This window comes from Pseudomonas sp. TYF_14, assembly GCF_043105275.1.
GTDB classification, from domain to species: domain Bacteria; phylum Pseudomonadota; class Gammaproteobacteria; order Pseudomonadales; family Pseudomonadaceae; genus Aquipseudomonas; species Aquipseudomonas alloputida.
Map to the genome: position 1 here is coordinate 344,986 of NZ_JBICLK010000086.1, position 17,037 is coordinate 362,022.

Here is a 17,037-nt window from a genome sequence, read left to right on the forward strand (position 1 = left end):
CGTGTACACGGAGGCATCCGCATGTTCGATTCCAGCGCCCTGCTGCGCCAGCGCTTTGCTGCGCTGCGCAGTACGGCCGAGTTGTTTTCCCTGCGCCATGTGAAACAGTCGCACCAGGCGCTTTCGGTTCGCCGCAACGTCGCCGAACCACCCTTCTTCAGCCAGGATGAGGGTGCCATGCTCACCGTGCGGGTCAATGGCGTGGAGGCCTACGCTGCCACCGCCGACCTGTCCCAGGCTGGCCTGCAGCGCGCCCTTGAGCAAGCCGAGGCGCTGGCGCGGCAGATCGCCCGGCACAGCCTGCTGGACCTGCGCGAGCACGCCGTGACCAGCGCACGGCACGACCATGTGTCGCCCAACTTCGACCAACCCGTACCCAGCCTCGCCGACTGCCTTGGCCTGCTCGCCGCCGAATCGGCCAGCGTGCCCAAGGACAGCCGTTTGGTGGACTGGCAGGCCAGCCTGGGGCTGAGCCTGGTCGAGCAAACCTACCTGAACTCGGCCGGCGCCGAACTGCGCCATGCCCAGCGCTTCCTGTTCCCGGGCCTGGGGGTGACCGCCAGCGACGGCCAGGACAGCCAAAGCCGCAGCCTGGGGCGCGACAACTTCGGCCAACAGGGTGGTTTCGAGATCATCGAGCGCTGCGGCCTGGTCGGCGCGGCCAGCCGGGTGGCCGAAGAAGCACTGCAACTGCTGCTGGCACCGAACACCCCCAGTGGCCCGCGCGACCTGCTGTTGATGCCGGACCAGATGATGCTGCAGATTCACGAATCCATCGGCCACCCGCTGGAGATGGACCGCATTCTCGGCGACGAGCGCAACTACGCCGGCACCAGCTTCGTCAAAACCAGCGACTTCGGCCACCTGCAGTACGGCTCCAGCCTGCTGAACGTGACCTTCGACCCGACCATTGGCGAAGAGCTGGCCAGCTACAGTCATGACGACGATGGCACCCCGGCCAGCAAAGCGTTCCTGATACGCGACGGCCTGCTGCTGCGCCCGCTGGGTGGCGCGCTGTCTCAGTTCCGCTCCGGCCTGGACGGCGTGGCCAACAGCCGTGCCTGCGGCTGGAACCGCGCGCCGATCGACCGCATGGCCAACCTCAACATCGAGCCGGGCGACCAGTCTTTCGAGCAACTGGTCGGAGGCATCGAGCACGGCATCCTGATGCGTACCAACCGTTCCTGGTCCATCGACGATGCGCGCAACAAGTTCCAGTTCGGCTGCGAATGGGGCCAGTTGATTGAAAATGGCGAGCTCAAGGGCATCGTCAAGAACCCCAACTACCGCGGCATCTCCGCGCAGTTCTGGCGCAACCTGTCGGCGGTTGGCGACCACAGTACCTTCCAGGTGCTGGGCACGCCCAACTGTGGCAAGGGCGAACCCAATCAGGTGGTGCGGGTCGGCCACGCCTCGCCGGCCTGTGTGTTCCGCCAGATCGATGTATTCGGAGGAGACGCCTGATGAAGCACGCTTTCGAAACCCTGGTCGGGGAGGTGCACGCCGCCCTTCAGGCGGGCGAGCAGTTCACCCTCGGTTACAGTGCCGAGCAATCGCAGTTCGTGCGTTTCAACCATGCCAAGGTGCGCCAGGCCGGCGAAGTCAGCCAGGCCAGCGCGCAACTGCGGCTGGTGCGCGATGGGCGCCAGGCGGAACAGCAGGTGACCTTGAGCGGCGACGTGCAACTGGATCGCCAGCGCCTGAACGTTGCGCTCGAGCAGCTGCGCCAGACCTTGCCGCTGCTGGCGCTCGACCCTTACCTGCGCCTGGACGAAAACGCCTGGCACAGCCATAGCCTGCAGGAACACCCCCTGCCCGCACTGAACGAAGTACTGGCCCTGCTCGAGCGTGAAGCAGGTGACCTGGACCTGGTCGGCATCTACGCCGCCGGCCCGGTATGCCGCGGCTTCGCCAGCTCGTTCGGCGCCTTCGGCTGGCACCAGGCCAACAGTTTCAACGTCGACTGGAGCCTGTTCCACGATAATGGCCAGGCAGTGAAGGCCAACTATGCCGGCCAGGCCTGGAGTGCCGACGACTTCACCGCACGCCTGCGCCAAGCACGAGAGCAGTTGGGTTTCCTCGGCCTCCCGGCAGTTACCCTCAAGCCCGGCACCTACCGCGCCTACCTTGCACCTGCGGCCATGGACGAAGTCGCCGGCATGTTGTGCTGGGGCGGCTTTTCCGCGCAGGCGCTGGCCACTGGCAACAGCGCTCTGCAGCGCCTGTACAACGGCGATGCACGGCTTAGCCCGCTGGTCAGTTTTACCGAGCAGGTCAGCGGCTCGCTTAGCCCGGCGTTTTCCGATGAAGGTGCGCCGCGCCTGGATGTGCCGCTGATCCAGCAAGGCGAGGCACGGCAGCGGTTGATCAGTGCGCGCAGTGCGGCCGAGTTCGAGCTGCAGGCCAATGGCGCCGACGGCTACGAGTCGCCCTGTGCGCTCAGCCTGGCGCCGGGCAATCTGGCCAGTGCGCAGATCCTTGAGCGTCTAGGCACCGGGCTGTACATCAGCAACCTGTGGTACCTGAACTACTCGGACCTGCCAGCGGCGCGCATGACCGGGCTGACCCGCTTCGCCACTTTCTGGGTAGAAGACGGGCAGATCCAGGGGCCGGTGAGTACCATGCGCTTCGATGACAGCTTGTACAGCTTGCTGGGCAGCCAGCTGGAGGACCTGACCCAGGAGCGCGAGATGATCCTGTCGACCAGTACTTATGGACAGCGCAGTACCGGGTCGAGTCATTTGCCCGGGGCACTGGTCAAAGGCCTGACCCTGACATTGTGACTGGACTTGCCGGCCCTTTCGCGGCTAAAGCCGCTCCTACAAGGAACGCGTAACCCCTGTAGGAGCGGCTTTAGCCGCGAAAGGGCCGGCACTGACAAACGAGGACGTCATGCCCGAACGCACCCCGCTGGACCCCGTCACCGCCCGCTGGATCCCTTGGGTGGTGGCCATCGCCTTCTTCATGCAGTCCCTGGACGGCACCATCCTCAACACTGCCCTGCCGGCCATGGCCCGCTCGTTGGCCGAAGACCCCTTGCGCATGCAGGGTGTGATCATTGCCTACATGCTCACCGTGGCCCTGCTGATCCCTGCCTCAGGCTGGATCGCCGACCGATTCGGCACCAAGCGCATCTTCTTCAGCGCCATCTTGCTGTTCAGCTTTGGCTCGCTGCTGTGCGCTGCAGCCAACAGCCTTGGCTTCCTGATCTTCGCCCGCGTGGTGCAGGGCCTGGGCGGTGCGCTGATGCTGCCGGTCGGGCGGCTGGTGGTGCTGCGCGCCTACCCACGCAGCGAGCTGGTGCGGATCATGAGTTTCATCACCATCCCCGGCCTGCTCGGGCCATTGCTGGGCCCAACGGTCGGTGGCTGGCTGGTGGAAATCCTCAGCTGGCACTGGATCTTCCTGCTCAACCTGCCAGTCGGCCTGCTTGGCTGCATTGCCGTGTGGAAGTTCATCCCGGACTTGCGCGGCGCCGAGCGCACCACCTTCGACGGCCCTGGTTTCCTGCTGTTCGGCGCAGCCATGGTACTGATCACCATTGCCATGGAAGGCCTGGGCGAGCTGCACCTGCCGCACTTGCGGGTAATGTTGCTGCTGTTCGCCGGCATGGCCTGCCTGGCCGCGTACTGGCTGCGCGCCGGGCGCGACCCGGAGCCGCTGTTCTCGCCAAGCCTGTTCCGCGTGCGTACTTTCGCCATCGGCATCCTCGGCAACCTGTTCGCCCGCCTGGGCAGCGGCGCGCTGCCGTTCCTGGTGCCATTGCTGCTGCAGGTTGCGCTGGGCTACTCACCCGCCCAGGCCGGCATGAGCATGATCCCGCTGGCGGCGGCGGCCATGCTGGCCAAATCCATTGCCCGACCGCTGATCGAACGGTTCGGCTATCGCATCATCCTCACCGGTAATACCTTGCTGTTGGGCATCCTGCTGGCAAGCCTGGGCCTGGTGGACGAGCAGACCCCTTATTGGCTGCTGTTGGTGCAACTTGGCCTTCTGGGCGCAGTGAACTCCATGCAGTTCACTGCGATGAACACAGTGACGCTCATCGATCTCGACGACGCCAGCGCCAGCAGCGGTAACAGCCTGCTGTCGGTGGTCGCGCAACTGTCGCTGAGCCTGGGTGTGGCCTGCGCCGGCGCACTGTTGGGCGGCTTTACTGCGGCAGGCAGCGCCGAAGGCGTGGAAACCACCCTGGGCGCGTTCCAGCTGACCTTCGTCACCATCGGTGTAATGGCCATGCTGGCAGCAGCGATCTTCCTGCAGCTGGCGCCGACGGACGGAAGGCGTGCCCGTCGTCCGGAACAACACATGGAGTCGTAGGGCGAATGGCCACGAGGCTGGTAGACTATGCGGCATTTTTCGCTTCGCACCGCAGGCCCGCCTCGTGACCACCGAATCCACCGCCTTTGCCACCTTGCCGCTGTCCACTGCCATGCTGGCCAACCTGGAGGCCCTCGGCTATGCCTCGATGACGCCGATCCAGGCCCAGAGCCTGCCTGTCATCCTCAAAGGCCAGGACCTGATCGCCCAGGCCAAGACCGGTAGCGGCAAGACTGCCGCCTTCGGCATCGGCCTGCTCAACCCGATCAACCCGCGCTACTTCGGCTGCCAGGCGTTGGTGCTCTGCCCTACCCGCGAACTCGCCGACCAGGTGGCCAAGGAGCTGCGCCGCCTGGCCCGTGCCGAGGACAACATCAAGATCCTGACCCTGTGCGGCGGCGTTTCGCTGGGCCCACAGATCGCTTCGCTGGAGCACGGCGCGCACATCATCGTCGGCACCCCAGGGCGCATCCAGCAGCACCTGGACAAAGGCACCCTGGTCCTGGACGGGTTGAACACCCTGGTGCTGGACGAAGCCGACCGCATGCTCGACATGGGCTTCTTCGACGCCATCGCCAGCATCATCGGCAAGACCCCGTCGCGCCGCCAGACCCTGCTGTTCTCGGCCACCTACCCGGCCGGCATCAAGCAACTGGCCGCCGACTTCATGCGCAACCCTCAGCAGGTCAAGGTCGAAAGCCTGCACACCGACAACCAGATCGAGCAGCGTTTCATCGAGATTGACCCGCAGCAACGCCTGGAAGCCGTCACCCGCGTGCTCGGCCATTACCGCCCGCAGTCGTGCGTAGCGTTCTGCTTCACCAAGCAGCAATGCGAGGACGTGGTTGCCCACCTGACCGCCAAGGGCATCGTCGCCCAGGCCCTGCACGGCGACCTGGAGCAGCGCGACCGTGACCAGGTGCTGACCATGTTCGCCAACCGCAGCAGCTCGGTGCTGGTGGCTACCGACGTGGCCGCGCGCGGCCTGGACATCGATGGCCTGGACATGGTCATCAACGTGGAGCTGGCGCGTGATGCCGAAATCCACGTGCACCGCGTGGGCCGTACCGGCCGCGCCGGCGAGAAAGGCGTTGCGGTCAGCCTGGTGGCACCGGCCGAAGGCCACCGCGCCCAGGCCATCGAAGCGCTGCAGAATAGCCCGCTGCGCTGGGACCAGCTGGACAGCCTGAAAAACAAGGGCGGCGAGCCCCTGCTGCCGGTGATGACCACACTGTGCATTGCCGCTGGCCGCAAGGACAAGCTGCGCCCTGGCGACATCCTGGGGGCCCTGACCGGTGATGCCGGCATCCCGGGCAAGCAAGTGGGCAAGATCGCCATCTTCGACTTCCAGGCGTTTGTGGCCGTGGAGCGGGCGCTGGCCAAGCAGGCCATGCAGCGGCTGAACAGCGGCAAGATCAAGGGGCGCGCCCTGAAAGTCCGCATTCTCTAAAGCCAGGCAAAGCCCCCTGTAGGAGCGGGTTTACCCGCGAATGCGGCAGTAAATGCATCGTCGCATTCGCGGGTGAACCCGCCCCCACAGGGTTCAGCATTTCAAATCTGAAGGTTCATACCGTGCACTCCACCGACGTGATCATCCTTGGCGCCGGCGCCGCCGGCCTGATGTGCGCCCAGCTCAGTGCCCGTCGCGGCCGCCGGGTGCTGCTGCTCGACCACGCCAACAAGCCAGGCAAGAAAATCCTCATGTCCGGCGGCGGGCGTTGCAACTTCACCAACCTGTACACCGAGCCGGCCAACTTCCTTTCGCACAACGCGCACTTCTGCAAGTCGGCCCTGGCCCGCTACACCCAGTGGGACTTCATCGAGCTGGTGTGCAAGCACGGCGTGGCGTACCACGAGAAGAAGCTCGGCCAGCTGTTCTGTGACAACAAGGCCAGCGACATCCTCGACATGCTGCTGGCCGAGTGCGACGAGGCCGGTGCCGAGATCCGCATGCACACCAGCATCGAACAGATCGAGAAGACCGAAAGCGGCTACCTGCTGCAGACCAGCGGCGGCCAGTTCGCCTGCCAGTCGCTGGTCATCGCCACCGGCGGCCTGTCGATCCCGACCCTGGGCGCCACCGGTTTCGGCTACCAGGTGGCCCGCCAGTTCGGCCACACCCTGCTGCCAACCCGCGCTGGGCTGGTGCCATTCACCATCACCGAGCCCCAACTCAAGGCGATGTGCACCGAGTTGTCCGGCACCTCGCTGGACTGCACCGCCAGCTGCAATGGCACCAGCTTCCGCGAAAACCTGCTGTTCACGCACCGCGGCCTGAGCGGCCCGGCAATCTTGCAGATCTCGTCGTTCTGGGAAGCCGGTGACACGGTCGAGATCAACCTGTTGCCCGACCGCGATGCGCTTTCCTGGCTGCAACAGATGCAGGCCGAACGCGCCAACGCCGAACTGAAGACCGTGCTGGGCGAGGTGTTCACCCGCAAGCTGGCCAACTTGCTGGCCGAGCTGTGGTTCGAGTCGAAGCCAATGAAGCAGTACACCCCGGCGGAACTGGCGCAAATCGCCGAAAAGCTGGCGAACTGGCAGGTAGTACCGGCCGGCACCGAAGGCTACCGCACCGCCGAAGTGACCCTGGGCGGCGTGGATACCCGCGAGGTGTCGTCCAAGACCATGGAATCGCTGAAAAGCCCGGGGTTGTACTTCATCGGTGAAGTGCTGGATGTCACCGGCCACCTGGGCGGTTTCAACTTCCAGTGGGCTTGGGCATCGGCGAACGCCGCCGCGCAGTTCGTGTAGAGTAGAATCCTTTCAGCAGCACGGAACGCTTCTTGCTGGCCCGTGCTTGGCGCCGTTATTGGGGCCGCTGCGCGCCCCAATAACCGGCCCTGAAAGGTATTCTTCTGATCACCGCCTGGCAGGCCATCATGTCATCGAGCTCGTTCCGTCAGTCACTGCGTCGCCTGTGGGGCCAAGACAAGTTCAGCTACAGCATCCGGGTCACCATTGCCCTCACCGGCAGCCTGGCCCTGTGCTGGTACCAGAACGAGATGGCCCTGCTGATTCCGCTGTTCCTCGGCATCATCGCCAGCGCCCTGGCCGAAACCGACGACAGCTGGCAGGGCCGCCTCAGCGCCCTGGCCGTTACCCTGGTGTGCTTCGCCATCGCTGCACTGGCAGTCGAGTTGCTATTCCCCTACCCCTGGATCTTCGTCGTTGCCCTGGCCCTGGCTGCCTTTGGCCTGACCATGCTCGGGGCGCTGGGCGAGCGCTACGGCGCCATCGCTTCGGCCACCTTGATCACTGCGGTCTACACCATGATCGGCGTGGACCAGCGCGGCGGCCAGGTCACCGACTTCTGGCACGAACCGCTGCTGCTGGTGGCAGGTGCGGCCTGGTACGGGCTGTTGTCGGTGCTGTGGCAGGCGCTGTTTTCCAACCAGCCGGTACAGCAGAGCCTGGCCAGACTGTTCTTCGAGCTGGGCAGCTACCTGAAGCTCAAGGCCAGCCTGTTTGAACCGGTCCGCACGCTCGACGTCGAGGCACGGCGCCTGGAACTGGCCCAGCAGAACGGCAAGGTGGTGGCCGCGCTGAACGCAGCCAAGGAGATCATCCTGCACCGGGTGGGCAACAGCCAACCAAACTCGAAGGTAAGCCGCTACCTCAAGCTGTACTTCCTGGCCCAGGATATCCACGAGCGTGTCAGTGCCTCGCACTACCCCTACAACGCACTGACCGAGGCGTTTTTCCACAGCGACGTCATGTTCCGCTGCCAGCGCCTGTTGCGTAAGCAGGGTTCATCCTGCCAGGAACTGGCCCGCTCGATCCGCCTGCGCCAACCGTTCGTGCTGGCCAGCGGTTATCCAGAAGCCCTCGAAGACCTCAACGCCTCGCTGGAGCACCTGCGCATCCAGAGCAACCCGGCCTGGCGCGGCCTGTTGCGCTCACTGCGGGCACTCGCCGCCAACCTGGCAACACTGGACCGCCTGCTCAGTGCCGCCAGCAACCCGGACAGCCTGGCCGACGCCAGCGACAGCAGCCTGCTCGACCGCTCGCCGCGCTCGCTGAAGGACGTGTGGACGCGCCTGCGCACCCAGCTCACACCGACCTCGCTGTTGTTCCGCCATGCCTTGCGCCTGCCGCTGGCGCTGTCGATCGGCTATGGCATGGTGCACCTGATTCACCCGACCCAGGGCTACTGGATCATCCTCACCACGCTGTTCGTCTGCCAGCCCAACTATGGGGCCACGCGGCGCAAGCTGGTGCAGCGAATCTTCGGCACTGCCGTTGGCCTGACAGTGGGTTGGGCCTTGTTCGACCTGTTCCCCAACCCGGTCATCCAGTCGTTGTTCGCCGTGGTTGCCGGGGTGGTGTTCTTCGTCAACCGCACCACCCGATACACCCTGGCCACTGCCGCGATCACCCTGATGGTGCTGTTCTGCTTCAACCAGATCGGCGATGGCTACGGCCTGTTCCTGCCGCGCCTGTTCGATACCCTGGTCGGCAGCCTGATTGCCATTCTTGCAGTGTTCCTGTTCCTGCCTGACTGGCAGGGCCGACGGCTGAACAAGGCGCTGGCCAATACCCTGGCCTGCGCCAGCGTGTACCTGCGCCAGATCATGCAGCAGTATGCCCACGGCAAGCGCGACGACCTGGCCTACCGCCTGGCCCGGCGCAATGCCCACAACGCTGACGCGGCGTTGTCCACCACCTTGGCCAACATGCTGATGGAGCCGGGGCATTTCCGTAAGGAGGCCGACGTTGGCTTTCGCTTCCTGGTGCTGTCGCACACCTTGCTCAGCTACCTCTCGGGGTTAGGCGCGCACCGCGACACGGCGTTGCCAGCCGAGGTGCAGGAGCAGTTGATCGAAGGCGCCGGGCAAAGCCTGGCCAGCAGCCTGGACGAAATTGCCAACGGCCTGGCCGCGCGGCTGCCGGTGGCGATTCACAGTGATTCCGAAGAGGCGTTGGCCAATGCCCTGGAGCAGATGCCGGAAGATCTGGATGAGCATCAGCGGTTGGTGCAGACGCAGCTGGCGTTGATATGCCGGCAGCTGGGGCCACTGCGGACCCTGGCGGCACACCTGATCAAGGAGAATGCCCCGGCCTGATCGTTTTAGTGCCTGTGCTCAAAAGCCGTACTGACGCAGCAGCCGGGCATAGCTGCCATCGGCCTTCATCGCCGCTATCGCCTGCTCGAAGCGCTCGACGATCCGATCATGCTCCGGGTGCTTCAGGCTGACCAGAATATGCAGGGTGTTCTCCCCCAGCGGCGGATCCACCAGCATCACCCCATCACGCACGTCCTGCGGCTCACGCTGCAGGTTGTAGCGGGCCACGTACTCGTCTTCCACCGCCAGGCTTACCCGCCCTGCCGCCAACATGCGTACCGCAGAAGAAAAGTTGCGCACCGGCACTTTGTGCAGACGGGGATCCCCGTCGAATTCCGGTGAATAGGCGTAATCACGCACTACGGCAATGCTATAGGCATAAAGGTCAGACAGACGCTTGTAGCTAAACGCCTCGCCCTTACGCTGCAGCAGGCGAATACGATTACTCAGGTAGGCGCTGGAGAATTGCCCGATATTGGCGCGCGAGTCGTTGTACCAGGCATTGATCAGCACGTCGTAGCGCCCTTCACCTACCCCCAGCAACGCACGCGCCCACGGCACCTCTTCATAGCCGCTGGCGTAGCCGGCACGCGCCAGTGCCGTGGTAACGATGCTGGTCGCAAGGCCACCGCCCGGCATCTTGGCATCGGTGAACGGTGGCCAGCTATCGGCCACCAGGCGTAGCTTGGCGTGACCCGGGGCAGGTGTTGCCAGCATCGTTGCCAGCAATCCCAGAACACAAAGCAGTGGCCGCATGCTCACGTCCTTTCGCAATGGAGGGCAACACTGCCAGTGAGATTACACAAAGCGGTTGCCGAGGGCAGCGGCCAATAGTGTCATTTAGCCTCTATTTTGGCCGAAGCACATGCAGCATGCGATGATCGAGCCCCATCCAAGGAGTTCGTGCCCATGTCAATCGACTGGATCTGCAAGCACCACGCCGACCTCGGCAAGGAGCAGCTCTATGCCATCTTGCAGCTACGCACTGAAGTACTCGTGGTGGAGCAGCGCCACGCCTACCAGGAAGTCGATGGTCAGGACCTGACTGGCGATACCTTGCACCTCATGGCCTGGCAGGAAGACAAGCTGGTGGCCTACCTGCGCCTGCTGGATCCGCAGTCACAAGGTGGGGATGTGGTGATCGGACGAGTGGTGACATCACCGCAGGCGCGAGGTTTGCAGCTCGACGAAAGCTTGCTGCTCAAGGGGCTGGAAGCGGCGGAGCATTGTTGGCCGGGGGTGCCGGTTTATCTGTCGGCTCCGGCGCATTTACAGGCGTTTTATGCCCGCCATGGGTTTGCGGTGGTGGGCGAGGAGTTTTTGGAGGACGGCATCGCGTCCATTGGAATGCGCAAGGGATGAGCCCACCCTGTGCGGGCCGCACATCAGGGGTAACCCAGCACTTCGCGGATCTGCCGCAAGTGACGGATGATCCACTGCTTGTCGATCGCCCCCCAGTCATGAATGCGATAATGCCCGGCGTGGTTGCGTGCGCCTTCCTGCTGTTCGAACTCGCAGACGATGTCCAGGTCGGCCAGCGCGACGATAGTGTCCTGAGCTGTGCGACGGGGCATGCCGGTGGCCTCCATCAGGGCGGGCACGCTGGTCGCGGTCTGGCTATCGATCAGCCAGGCCACGTACAGGCGGCGGTAGAAGCTGCTCTTGGTCTTGCTCACTTCCATGCTGCATGTTCCTTAGAGGTTGCCCGGCAGCTCCCGATAGGTCAGGTAGACGCGCAGGTCGAATTCCAGTTGGTGATAGTCCGGCTCCATGTGCTGGCAGAGCTGGTAGAACGCTTTGTTGTGATCTCGCTCGCGCAGGTGCGCCAACTCGTGCACAACAATCATGCGCAAGAACTGTGGCGCGGCCTCCTTGAACAGCGAGGCAATGCGGATTTCCTTCTTCGCCTTGAGCTTGCCACCCTGCACCCGCGACACCGCCGTGTTCAAGCCCAGGGCCCGATGCGTCAGATCGAGGCGGCTGTCGAACAGTACCTTGTCCAGGTTTGGCGCACTTCGCAGGTACTGTTGGCGCAGATCCTGGGCATAGCCGTACAGCGCCTTGTCGCTTTGCACGTCATGGCGGTCAGGGTAACGGCGCTGCAGGTATTCACCCAGGCGTTCGCTGTCGATCATCTGCCGCACCTGCGCCTGCAGGTGCGGGGGGTAGGCTTGCAAGTAACGTAGTACGGTCATGGCGCTGTATTCGGCGTAACGAATGCCGATTCTAGCCAATCACGGCCCTGGCCAGGAGAAAATTGCCGGGAAGCCGCTAGCGTCAGTCGCGGTCATCGGATAAGCCACCAGGAAACCCTGAACGTATTCGCAACCATTGGCCTTTAGCCAGGCGGCCTGCGCCGGGGTCTCCACACCCTCGGCGATCACCGTGATACGGTAGTCGGCGCACAGGCCGATCACGCTGCGAACCAACGCAGCATCTACCGTCGAATCGGGCAGACGTGCCACTAGATGACGGTCGAGCTTGAGAGTGTCGATAGGCAGGTCGCGCAGCATGCGCAACGAACAGTCACCCGCACCGAAGTCATCCAGGGCCACCCTCACGCCCAGCTCACGCAAGCGGTGTATCTGTTTGACGGCCGCGTCGATGTTATACATCAGCGACGTTTCCGCCACTTCCACCTCCAACTGCGTCGGGACAAGCTGGTAAAGCTGGATGACCCGTTGCAGCTCTTCGACCAGGCCAGGCATGACGAACTGCGCGCGGCTCAGGCTGATGCCGAGCACAAGGTCCGGCGGAAACCGGTCGTACCAGGCCTGCCGCTGGGCGGCCCCCTGGCGGTAGATCCAGCTGGCCAGGCGGTTGATCAGCCGTGCTTCTTCCAGCAACGGGATGAACAGCCCCGGCGGCACATCGCCAACGCTGGGGTGCTGCCAGCGCAGCAAGGCCTCGAAACCACGCAGGCGGCCATCGTGGAAGGCGACCTGTGGCTGGTACACCAAGGTAAAGTCCTGCTGCTCGATGGCCATGCGCACGCTGTCCTCGAGCATCAATCGCGAGCGCGCCCGTCCGTTGAGTTCCTGGTCGTAGAAGCGGTATTGCTGACGCCCCGCTTGCTTGGCTGCGTACATTGCTGCATCGGCCGAACGCAGCAGGCCTTCGACATTGGCGCCACAGTCCGGGTAGGTGGCAATGCCGATGCTGACCCCAAGGCACACATCGAGCCCGTCTACCTCATGGCTGATGGAAACACGTTCGAGCAACCGTTCGGCAAAACGCCCGGCCTGCTCCGGGTAGGGCAAGCTGTCAAACAGTGCAGTGAACTCATCACCGCCCATACGCGCCAGCAAGGCCTCACTGCCCAGGCAGTCCTTGAGCTGCTCGGCCACCCAGCGCAACACCCGGTCGCCCGCGTCGTGGCCGAGCGAGTCGTTGATGCGCTTGAAGCCATCCAGGTCCATGTACATCAGCGCCTGCGCCTTGTCAGAGCGCTCGTTGCGCAACAGTGCACCTTCAGCCGCCTGGTAGAAACCACGGCGGTTGAGCAGGCCGGTTAGCGGGTCAGTAATGGCCTGGTATTCCAGCTGCTGGTGCAAGTTACGCACTGCCGACATGTCCAGCACGGTCACCACCATGGCCTGTTGATCGGCCGGCAACGGCGCACAGGACAGCGCCACCGGCACAAGCTCACCGCCTTGGGTACGCAGTTGGGCATCGTGTACGCGGTAGATCTGCCGCCCCTGGTAGGCCTTGTAGAAGTCCGACTCGCGCCACAGGCTGGTACTGGTCAGTTGCACAACGTCGAGCAATTGGGTGCCCTGCAGGTGTTGCACCGGTGCCGCCAGCAAACGGGAAATGGCCGGATTGGCAAAACGGATGATGCCATGGGCATCAACCACCAGAATGCCTTCGGCGGCATTTTCCAGGATGGACGCATTGAAGGCCCTGGCCGTCTCCAGCTCACGACTCAGCTGCTGCAGCATGCGCCGGTTGCGCTGCTGGTCGAGCAGCGCCTGGACCTTGGGCTTGAGGATTTGTGGGTCGAACGGTTTGAACATGTAGTCCACGGCGCCGCTGGCGTAGCCTTTGAGCACGGCCGCTTCGGACTGTTCGTTGGCGGTGAGGAAAATGATCGGGGTCAGTCGGGTACGCTGATTGCCGCGCATCAGCCGGGCGACTTCAAAGCCGTCCATTTCCGGCATCTGTACATCCATCAACACCAGGTCGACTTCGTATTCAAGCAACGCGCTCAAGGCTTCTATCCCAGAGCTTGCCGTCAATACTTGCCAATCCTGCCGGGCCAGCAAGGCCCGCATGCTGATGAGGTTCTCGGGGTAGTCGTCTACCACCAGAAGAACTGAGCTGCCATCCAGTGGCTGCTGTTGAGGGTAAGCGCCATCCATGCTGCTTCTCTGTTATGTGACCGACTTCAAAATACGGTTGGATCCATTAGTACTCTAGACCTGAGGCTGCAACACGCAATGCAATCAGAACGCTATCAATGATCAAACTGTACGGTAGCCGACTAACGGTCGGTCTGCCGGAATTATGTACAGGTTTCCCTCGCCCATAAAAAAACCCGCATCGCTGCGGGTTTTTCAGGGTTACCTGTCGATCAGTTGACCTTGGCGGCCAGTTCACCTTTCAGGTAGCGCTGGTACATGCCTTCCAGAGAGATCGGCTTGATCTTCGAGGCATTGCCCGCGGTGCCGAAGGCTTCGTAACGCGCGATGCACACGTCGCGCATGGCCTTGATGGTTTCACCGAAGAACTTGCGTGGGTCGAACTCGCTCGGGTTCTGCGCCATCAGACGGCGCATGGCACCGGTAGAGGCCAGACGCAGGTCGGTATCGATGTTGACCTTGCGCACGCCGTGCTTGATGCCTTCAACGATTTCTTCAACCGGTACACCGTAGGTTTCTTTGATGTCGCCGCCGTACTGGTTGATGATCGCCAGCCACTCTTGCGGTACCGAGGACGAACCGTGCATCACCAGGTGGGTGTTGGGGATGCGCTTGTGGATTTCCTTGATACGATCGATGGCCAGCACGTCACCGGTTGGTGGCTTGGTGAACTTGTAGGCACCGTGGCTGGTACCGATGGCGATCGCCAGGGCGTCGACCTGGGTCTTCTTGACGAAGTCGGCGGCTTCTTCCGGGTCGGTCAGCATCTGGCTGTGATCCAGCACGCCTTCGGCGCCGATCCCGTCTTCTTCACCGGCCATGCCGGTTTCCAGGGAGCCCAGGCAGCCCAGTTCGCCTTCAACCGAAACGCCGCAGGCGTGAGCCATGGCAACGGTCTGCTGGGTAACGCGGACGTTGTACTCGTAGTCGGTCGGGGTCTTGCCGTCTTCACCCAGCGAACCGTCCATCATGACCGAGCTGAAGCCCAGCTGGATCGAGCGCTGGCAGACGTCAGGGCTGGTACCGTGGTCCTGGTGCATGCACACCGGGATGTGCGGGAACTCTTCGATGGCAGCCAGGATCAGGTGGCGCAGGAATGGCGCACCCGCGTATTTGCGGGCACCGGCCGAAGCCTGAACGATCACCGGGGAGTCGGTCTTGTCGGCCGCTTCCATGATGGCGCGCATCTGCTCGAGGTTGTTGACGTTGAAAGCTGGTACGCCGTAGCCGAACTCGGCGGCGTGGTCCAGCATCTGGCGCATGCTAATGAGTGCCATTGTGTATCTCTCTCCCGACAAGCGTCGTTTGTTTCGTGCAAGCCTGCCGCAGGGGCGGTTGCTGTTCAAGTAGTGTGGGCCACCCTCGCGGCCCGGCCAGTCACGGTGCCTTGCAGCCCCGCCCAATCAGATCGTTGGTTGCCACCCAGTACACCAGGCCTTCTTCGCCCTTGGTGTGGAAGGCCAGCATGCCATCGCTGTACAGCGCACCCGAGGCACCCGGTTCAGCCTTGAGCCGGTACACCTGGTCGCCGCCGCCAAGGCGCACGTCAACCTGGTCACGTTGCGCATCGGCGAAGCGCCAAAGCACCTCAGCCTGGGTGTCGCAGACCCAACGGGTCCAGTTGTCTGCCGGGGCCGGTTGCGCCGGCTGCAGCAGTGAGCATCCTGCCAGCGTCGCCAGGGCCGTCACGGCCAAAAGCGCTTTCATTCAGTTTCCTCGATTTGGGGCTGCTGTGCAGCCCTTCGCGGGCACGCCCGCTCCCACAGGTACAGGTCAGTCTCTGTGGGAGCGGGCGAGCCCGCGAAGGGCCGCACAGCGGCCCCTTCTTCAAGACCACAAATCAACGTTCAGGTTGCCTATTACCCGATCAAGGGCAACCCGGCGCCTTGCGCTGGTGGTCTTCGTCGTACTTTTCCAGGCCTTCCGGGCCCACGCGCTTGCCGATGACCGGCACAGTCTCGGCCTGCCAGTCGGACTGATAGCAACCGCCCTTGTGCGACTGCGCCGGGTCGGCATCCGAGGCCGGGCTGCCCGCGCAAGCGCTCAGCAGACCGGCCAGCATCATCACAGGCAATTGTTTGACCACCAGGCCACTCCCTTTGCCAAGCGCCGACGTCATCAGGCCTTGGCCCGCTCTTCCAGAATTGCCACAGCTGGCAGGACCTTGCCCTCGACGAACTCGAGGAAGGCGCCACCACCGGTAGAAATGTAGGAGATTTCCTTGCTGACGCCATATTTGTCGATGGCTGCCAGGGTGTCACCGCCACCGGCGATGGAGAACGCGGCGCTGTCGGCGATGGCCTTGGCCAGTACCTTGGTGCCGTTGCCGAACTGATCGAATTCGAACACGCCAACCGGGCCATTCCAAAGAATGGTTTTCGACGATTTCAGCAGCTCGGCGAAATTGGCCGCGGTTTGCGGGCCGATGTCCAGGATCATGTCGTCGGCAGCTACGTCGGCAATGGCCTTGACGGTGGCTTCGGCGCTCTCGGCAAACTCCTTGGCAACCACCACGTCGACTGGCAGCGGCACGCTGACCTTGGCGGCAATGGCCTTGGCGGTGTCCACCAGGTCAGGCTCGTACAGCGACTTGCCCACCGGGTGGCCGGCAGCGGCCAGGAAAGTGTTGGCAATACCGCCACCGACGATCAGCTGGTCGCAAACACTGCTGAGGCTGTTCAGCACGTCCAGCTTGGTGGAAACCTTGGAGCCGGCAACGATGGCCGCCATTGGCTTGGCCGGGGCTTTCAGGGCCTTGCCCAAGGCATCCAGTTCGGCTGCCAGCAGTGGGCCGGCAGCGGCCACCTTGGCGAACTTGGCGACGCCATGGGTCGAGCCTTCGGCGCGGTGTGCGGTGCCGAAAGCGTCCATGACGAATACGTCGCACAGGGCTGCGTATTTCTGCGCCAGCTCGTCGGCGTTCTTTTTCTCGCCCTTGTTGAAGCGCACGTTCTCGAACAGCACCAGTTCACCGGCCTGTACCGCGACACCGTCCAGGTAGTCGGCAACCAGCGGCACGTCGCGGCCCAGGGCCTTGCTCAGGTAATCGGCGACCGGCTTGAGGCTGTTCTCGGCAGAGAATTCGCCTTCGGTCGGGCGGCCCAGGTGCGAGCAGACCATTACCGCTGCGCCCTTCTCCAGGGCCAGCTTGATGGTCGGCAGCGCTGCCAGGATACGCGCATCGCTGGCTACCACACCGTCCTTCACAGGCACGTTGAGGTCTTCGCGGATCAGTACGCGCTTACCTTGCAGGTCGAGGTCGGTCATCTTCAACACGGTCATGAATGCAG

The 17,037-nt window shown here is 63.5% G+C and carries 15 protein-coding genes; 7 read left to right on the forward strand and 8 right to left on the reverse strand.

What is annotated here, in order from left to right:
• The first annotated feature begins 21 nt into the window (after positions 1-21).
• From ACF8O8_RS24315 to yccS, 6 genes are all read left to right on the forward strand, one after another.
• Positions 22-1,464, forward strand: coding sequence for a TldD/PmbA family protein (locus tag ACF8O8_RS24315; protein ID WP_392510614.1), 1,443 nt, complete (start codon positions 22-24; stop codon positions 1,462-1,464).
• Positions 1,464-2,783 carry a TldD/PmbA family protein gene (locus tag ACF8O8_RS24320; protein WP_392510615.1) on the forward strand — a complete coding sequence of 440 codons (1,320 nt, stop codon included), beginning with the start codon at positions 1,464-1,466 and terminating at the stop codon, positions 2,781-2,783. Before ACF8O8_RS24315 ends, ACF8O8_RS24320 begins: the two co-directional genes overlap by 1 nt.
• A gap of 109 nt (positions 2,784-2,892) precedes the next feature.
• On the forward strand, positions 2,893-4,320 hold the full coding sequence (gene mdtD / locus ACF8O8_RS24325; protein WP_003249408.1) for a multidrug transporter subunit MdtD: 1,428 nt from the start codon (positions 2,893-2,895) through the stop codon (positions 4,318-4,320).
• A 112-nt stretch (positions 4,321-4,432) separates the two neighbouring features.
• Complete coding sequence (gene dbpA, locus ACF8O8_RS24330; RefSeq protein WP_392510626.1) at positions 4,433-5,770, forward strand: ATP-dependent RNA helicase DbpA; 1,338 nt, start codon at positions 4,433-4,435, stop codon at positions 5,768-5,770.
• A gap of 122 nt (positions 5,771-5,892) precedes the next feature.
• Positions 5,893-7,074, forward strand: coding sequence for an NAD(P)/FAD-dependent oxidoreductase (locus ACF8O8_RS24335; RefSeq protein ID WP_392510616.1), 1,182 nt, complete (start codon positions 5,893-5,895; stop codon positions 7,072-7,074).
• A gap of 128 nt (positions 7,075-7,202) precedes the next feature.
• Complete coding sequence (gene yccS / locus ACF8O8_RS24340; protein WP_010955529.1) at positions 7,203-9,386, forward strand: YccS family putative transporter; 2,184 nt, start codon at positions 7,203-7,205, stop codon at positions 9,384-9,386.
• Between the two features lie 18 nt (positions 9,387-9,404).
• On the opposite strand, the gene ACF8O8_RS24345 is transcribed toward yccS, so the two are convergent.
• A complete protein-coding gene (locus ACF8O8_RS24345; RefSeq protein ID WP_010955530.1) occupies positions 9,405-10,142 on the reverse strand; it encodes an ABC transporter substrate-binding protein in 738 nt (245 codons plus the stop codon).
• 153 nt (positions 10,143-10,295) lie between these two features.
• Here ACF8O8_RS24345 and ACF8O8_RS24350 point away from each other — a divergent pair, with 153 nt between their 5' ends.
• Positions 10,296-10,748 (forward strand): GNAT family N-acetyltransferase, encoded by a 453-nt coding sequence (locus ACF8O8_RS24350; protein WP_010955531.1) that lies wholly within the window; start codon positions 10,296-10,298, stop codon positions 10,746-10,748.
• A 23-nt stretch (positions 10,749-10,771) separates the two neighbouring features.
• On the opposite strand, the gene ACF8O8_RS24355 is transcribed toward ACF8O8_RS24350, so the two are convergent.
• The 7 genes from ACF8O8_RS24355 to ACF8O8_RS24385 all read right to left on the reverse strand — a co-directional run bounded on the left by ACF8O8_RS24355 (position 10,772) and on the right by ACF8O8_RS24385 (position 17,029).
• Positions 10,772-11,068 carry a helix-turn-helix domain-containing protein gene (locus tag ACF8O8_RS24355; protein ID WP_010955532.1) on the reverse strand — a complete coding sequence of 99 codons (297 nt, stop codon included), beginning with the start codon at positions 11,066-11,068 and terminating at the stop codon, positions 10,772-10,774.
• 12 nt (positions 11,069-11,080) lie between these two features.
• On the reverse strand, positions 11,081-11,581 hold the full coding sequence (locus tag ACF8O8_RS24360) for a M48 family metallopeptidase (RefSeq protein ID WP_392510617.1): 501 nt from the start codon (positions 11,579-11,581) through the stop codon (positions 11,081-11,083).
• 39 nt (positions 11,582-11,620) lie between these two features.
• On the reverse strand, positions 11,621-13,747 hold the full coding sequence (locus tag ACF8O8_RS24365; protein ID WP_392510618.1) for a putative bifunctional diguanylate cyclase/phosphodiesterase: 2,127 nt from the start codon (positions 13,745-13,747) through the stop codon (positions 11,621-11,623).
• A gap of 212 nt (positions 13,748-13,959) precedes the next feature.
• Entirely contained in the window at positions 13,960-15,024 is a 1,065-nt protein-coding gene (gene fba / locus ACF8O8_RS24370; protein WP_010955535.1) for a class II fructose-bisphosphate aldolase, read from the reverse strand.
• Positions 15,025-15,124: 100 nt separating this feature from the next.
• The gene (locus tag ACF8O8_RS24375; RefSeq protein ID WP_004576614.1) at positions 15,125-15,454 is read right to left on the reverse strand and encodes an MliC family protein; all 330 of its coding nucleotides are present in this window, start codon (positions 15,452-15,454) and stop codon (positions 15,125-15,127) included.
• 160 nt (positions 15,455-15,614) lie between these two features.
• A complete protein-coding gene (locus ACF8O8_RS24380; RefSeq protein WP_003249384.1) occupies positions 15,615-15,866 on the reverse strand; it encodes a hypothetical protein in 252 nt (83 codons plus the stop codon).
• On the reverse strand, positions 15,866-17,029 hold the full coding sequence (locus tag ACF8O8_RS24385; RefSeq protein ID WP_010955537.1) for a phosphoglycerate kinase: 1,164 nt from the start codon (positions 17,027-17,029) through the stop codon (positions 15,866-15,868). Before ACF8O8_RS24385 ends, ACF8O8_RS24380 begins: the two co-directional genes overlap by 1 nt.
• Between the last annotated feature and the right edge of the window lie 8 nt (positions 17,030-17,037).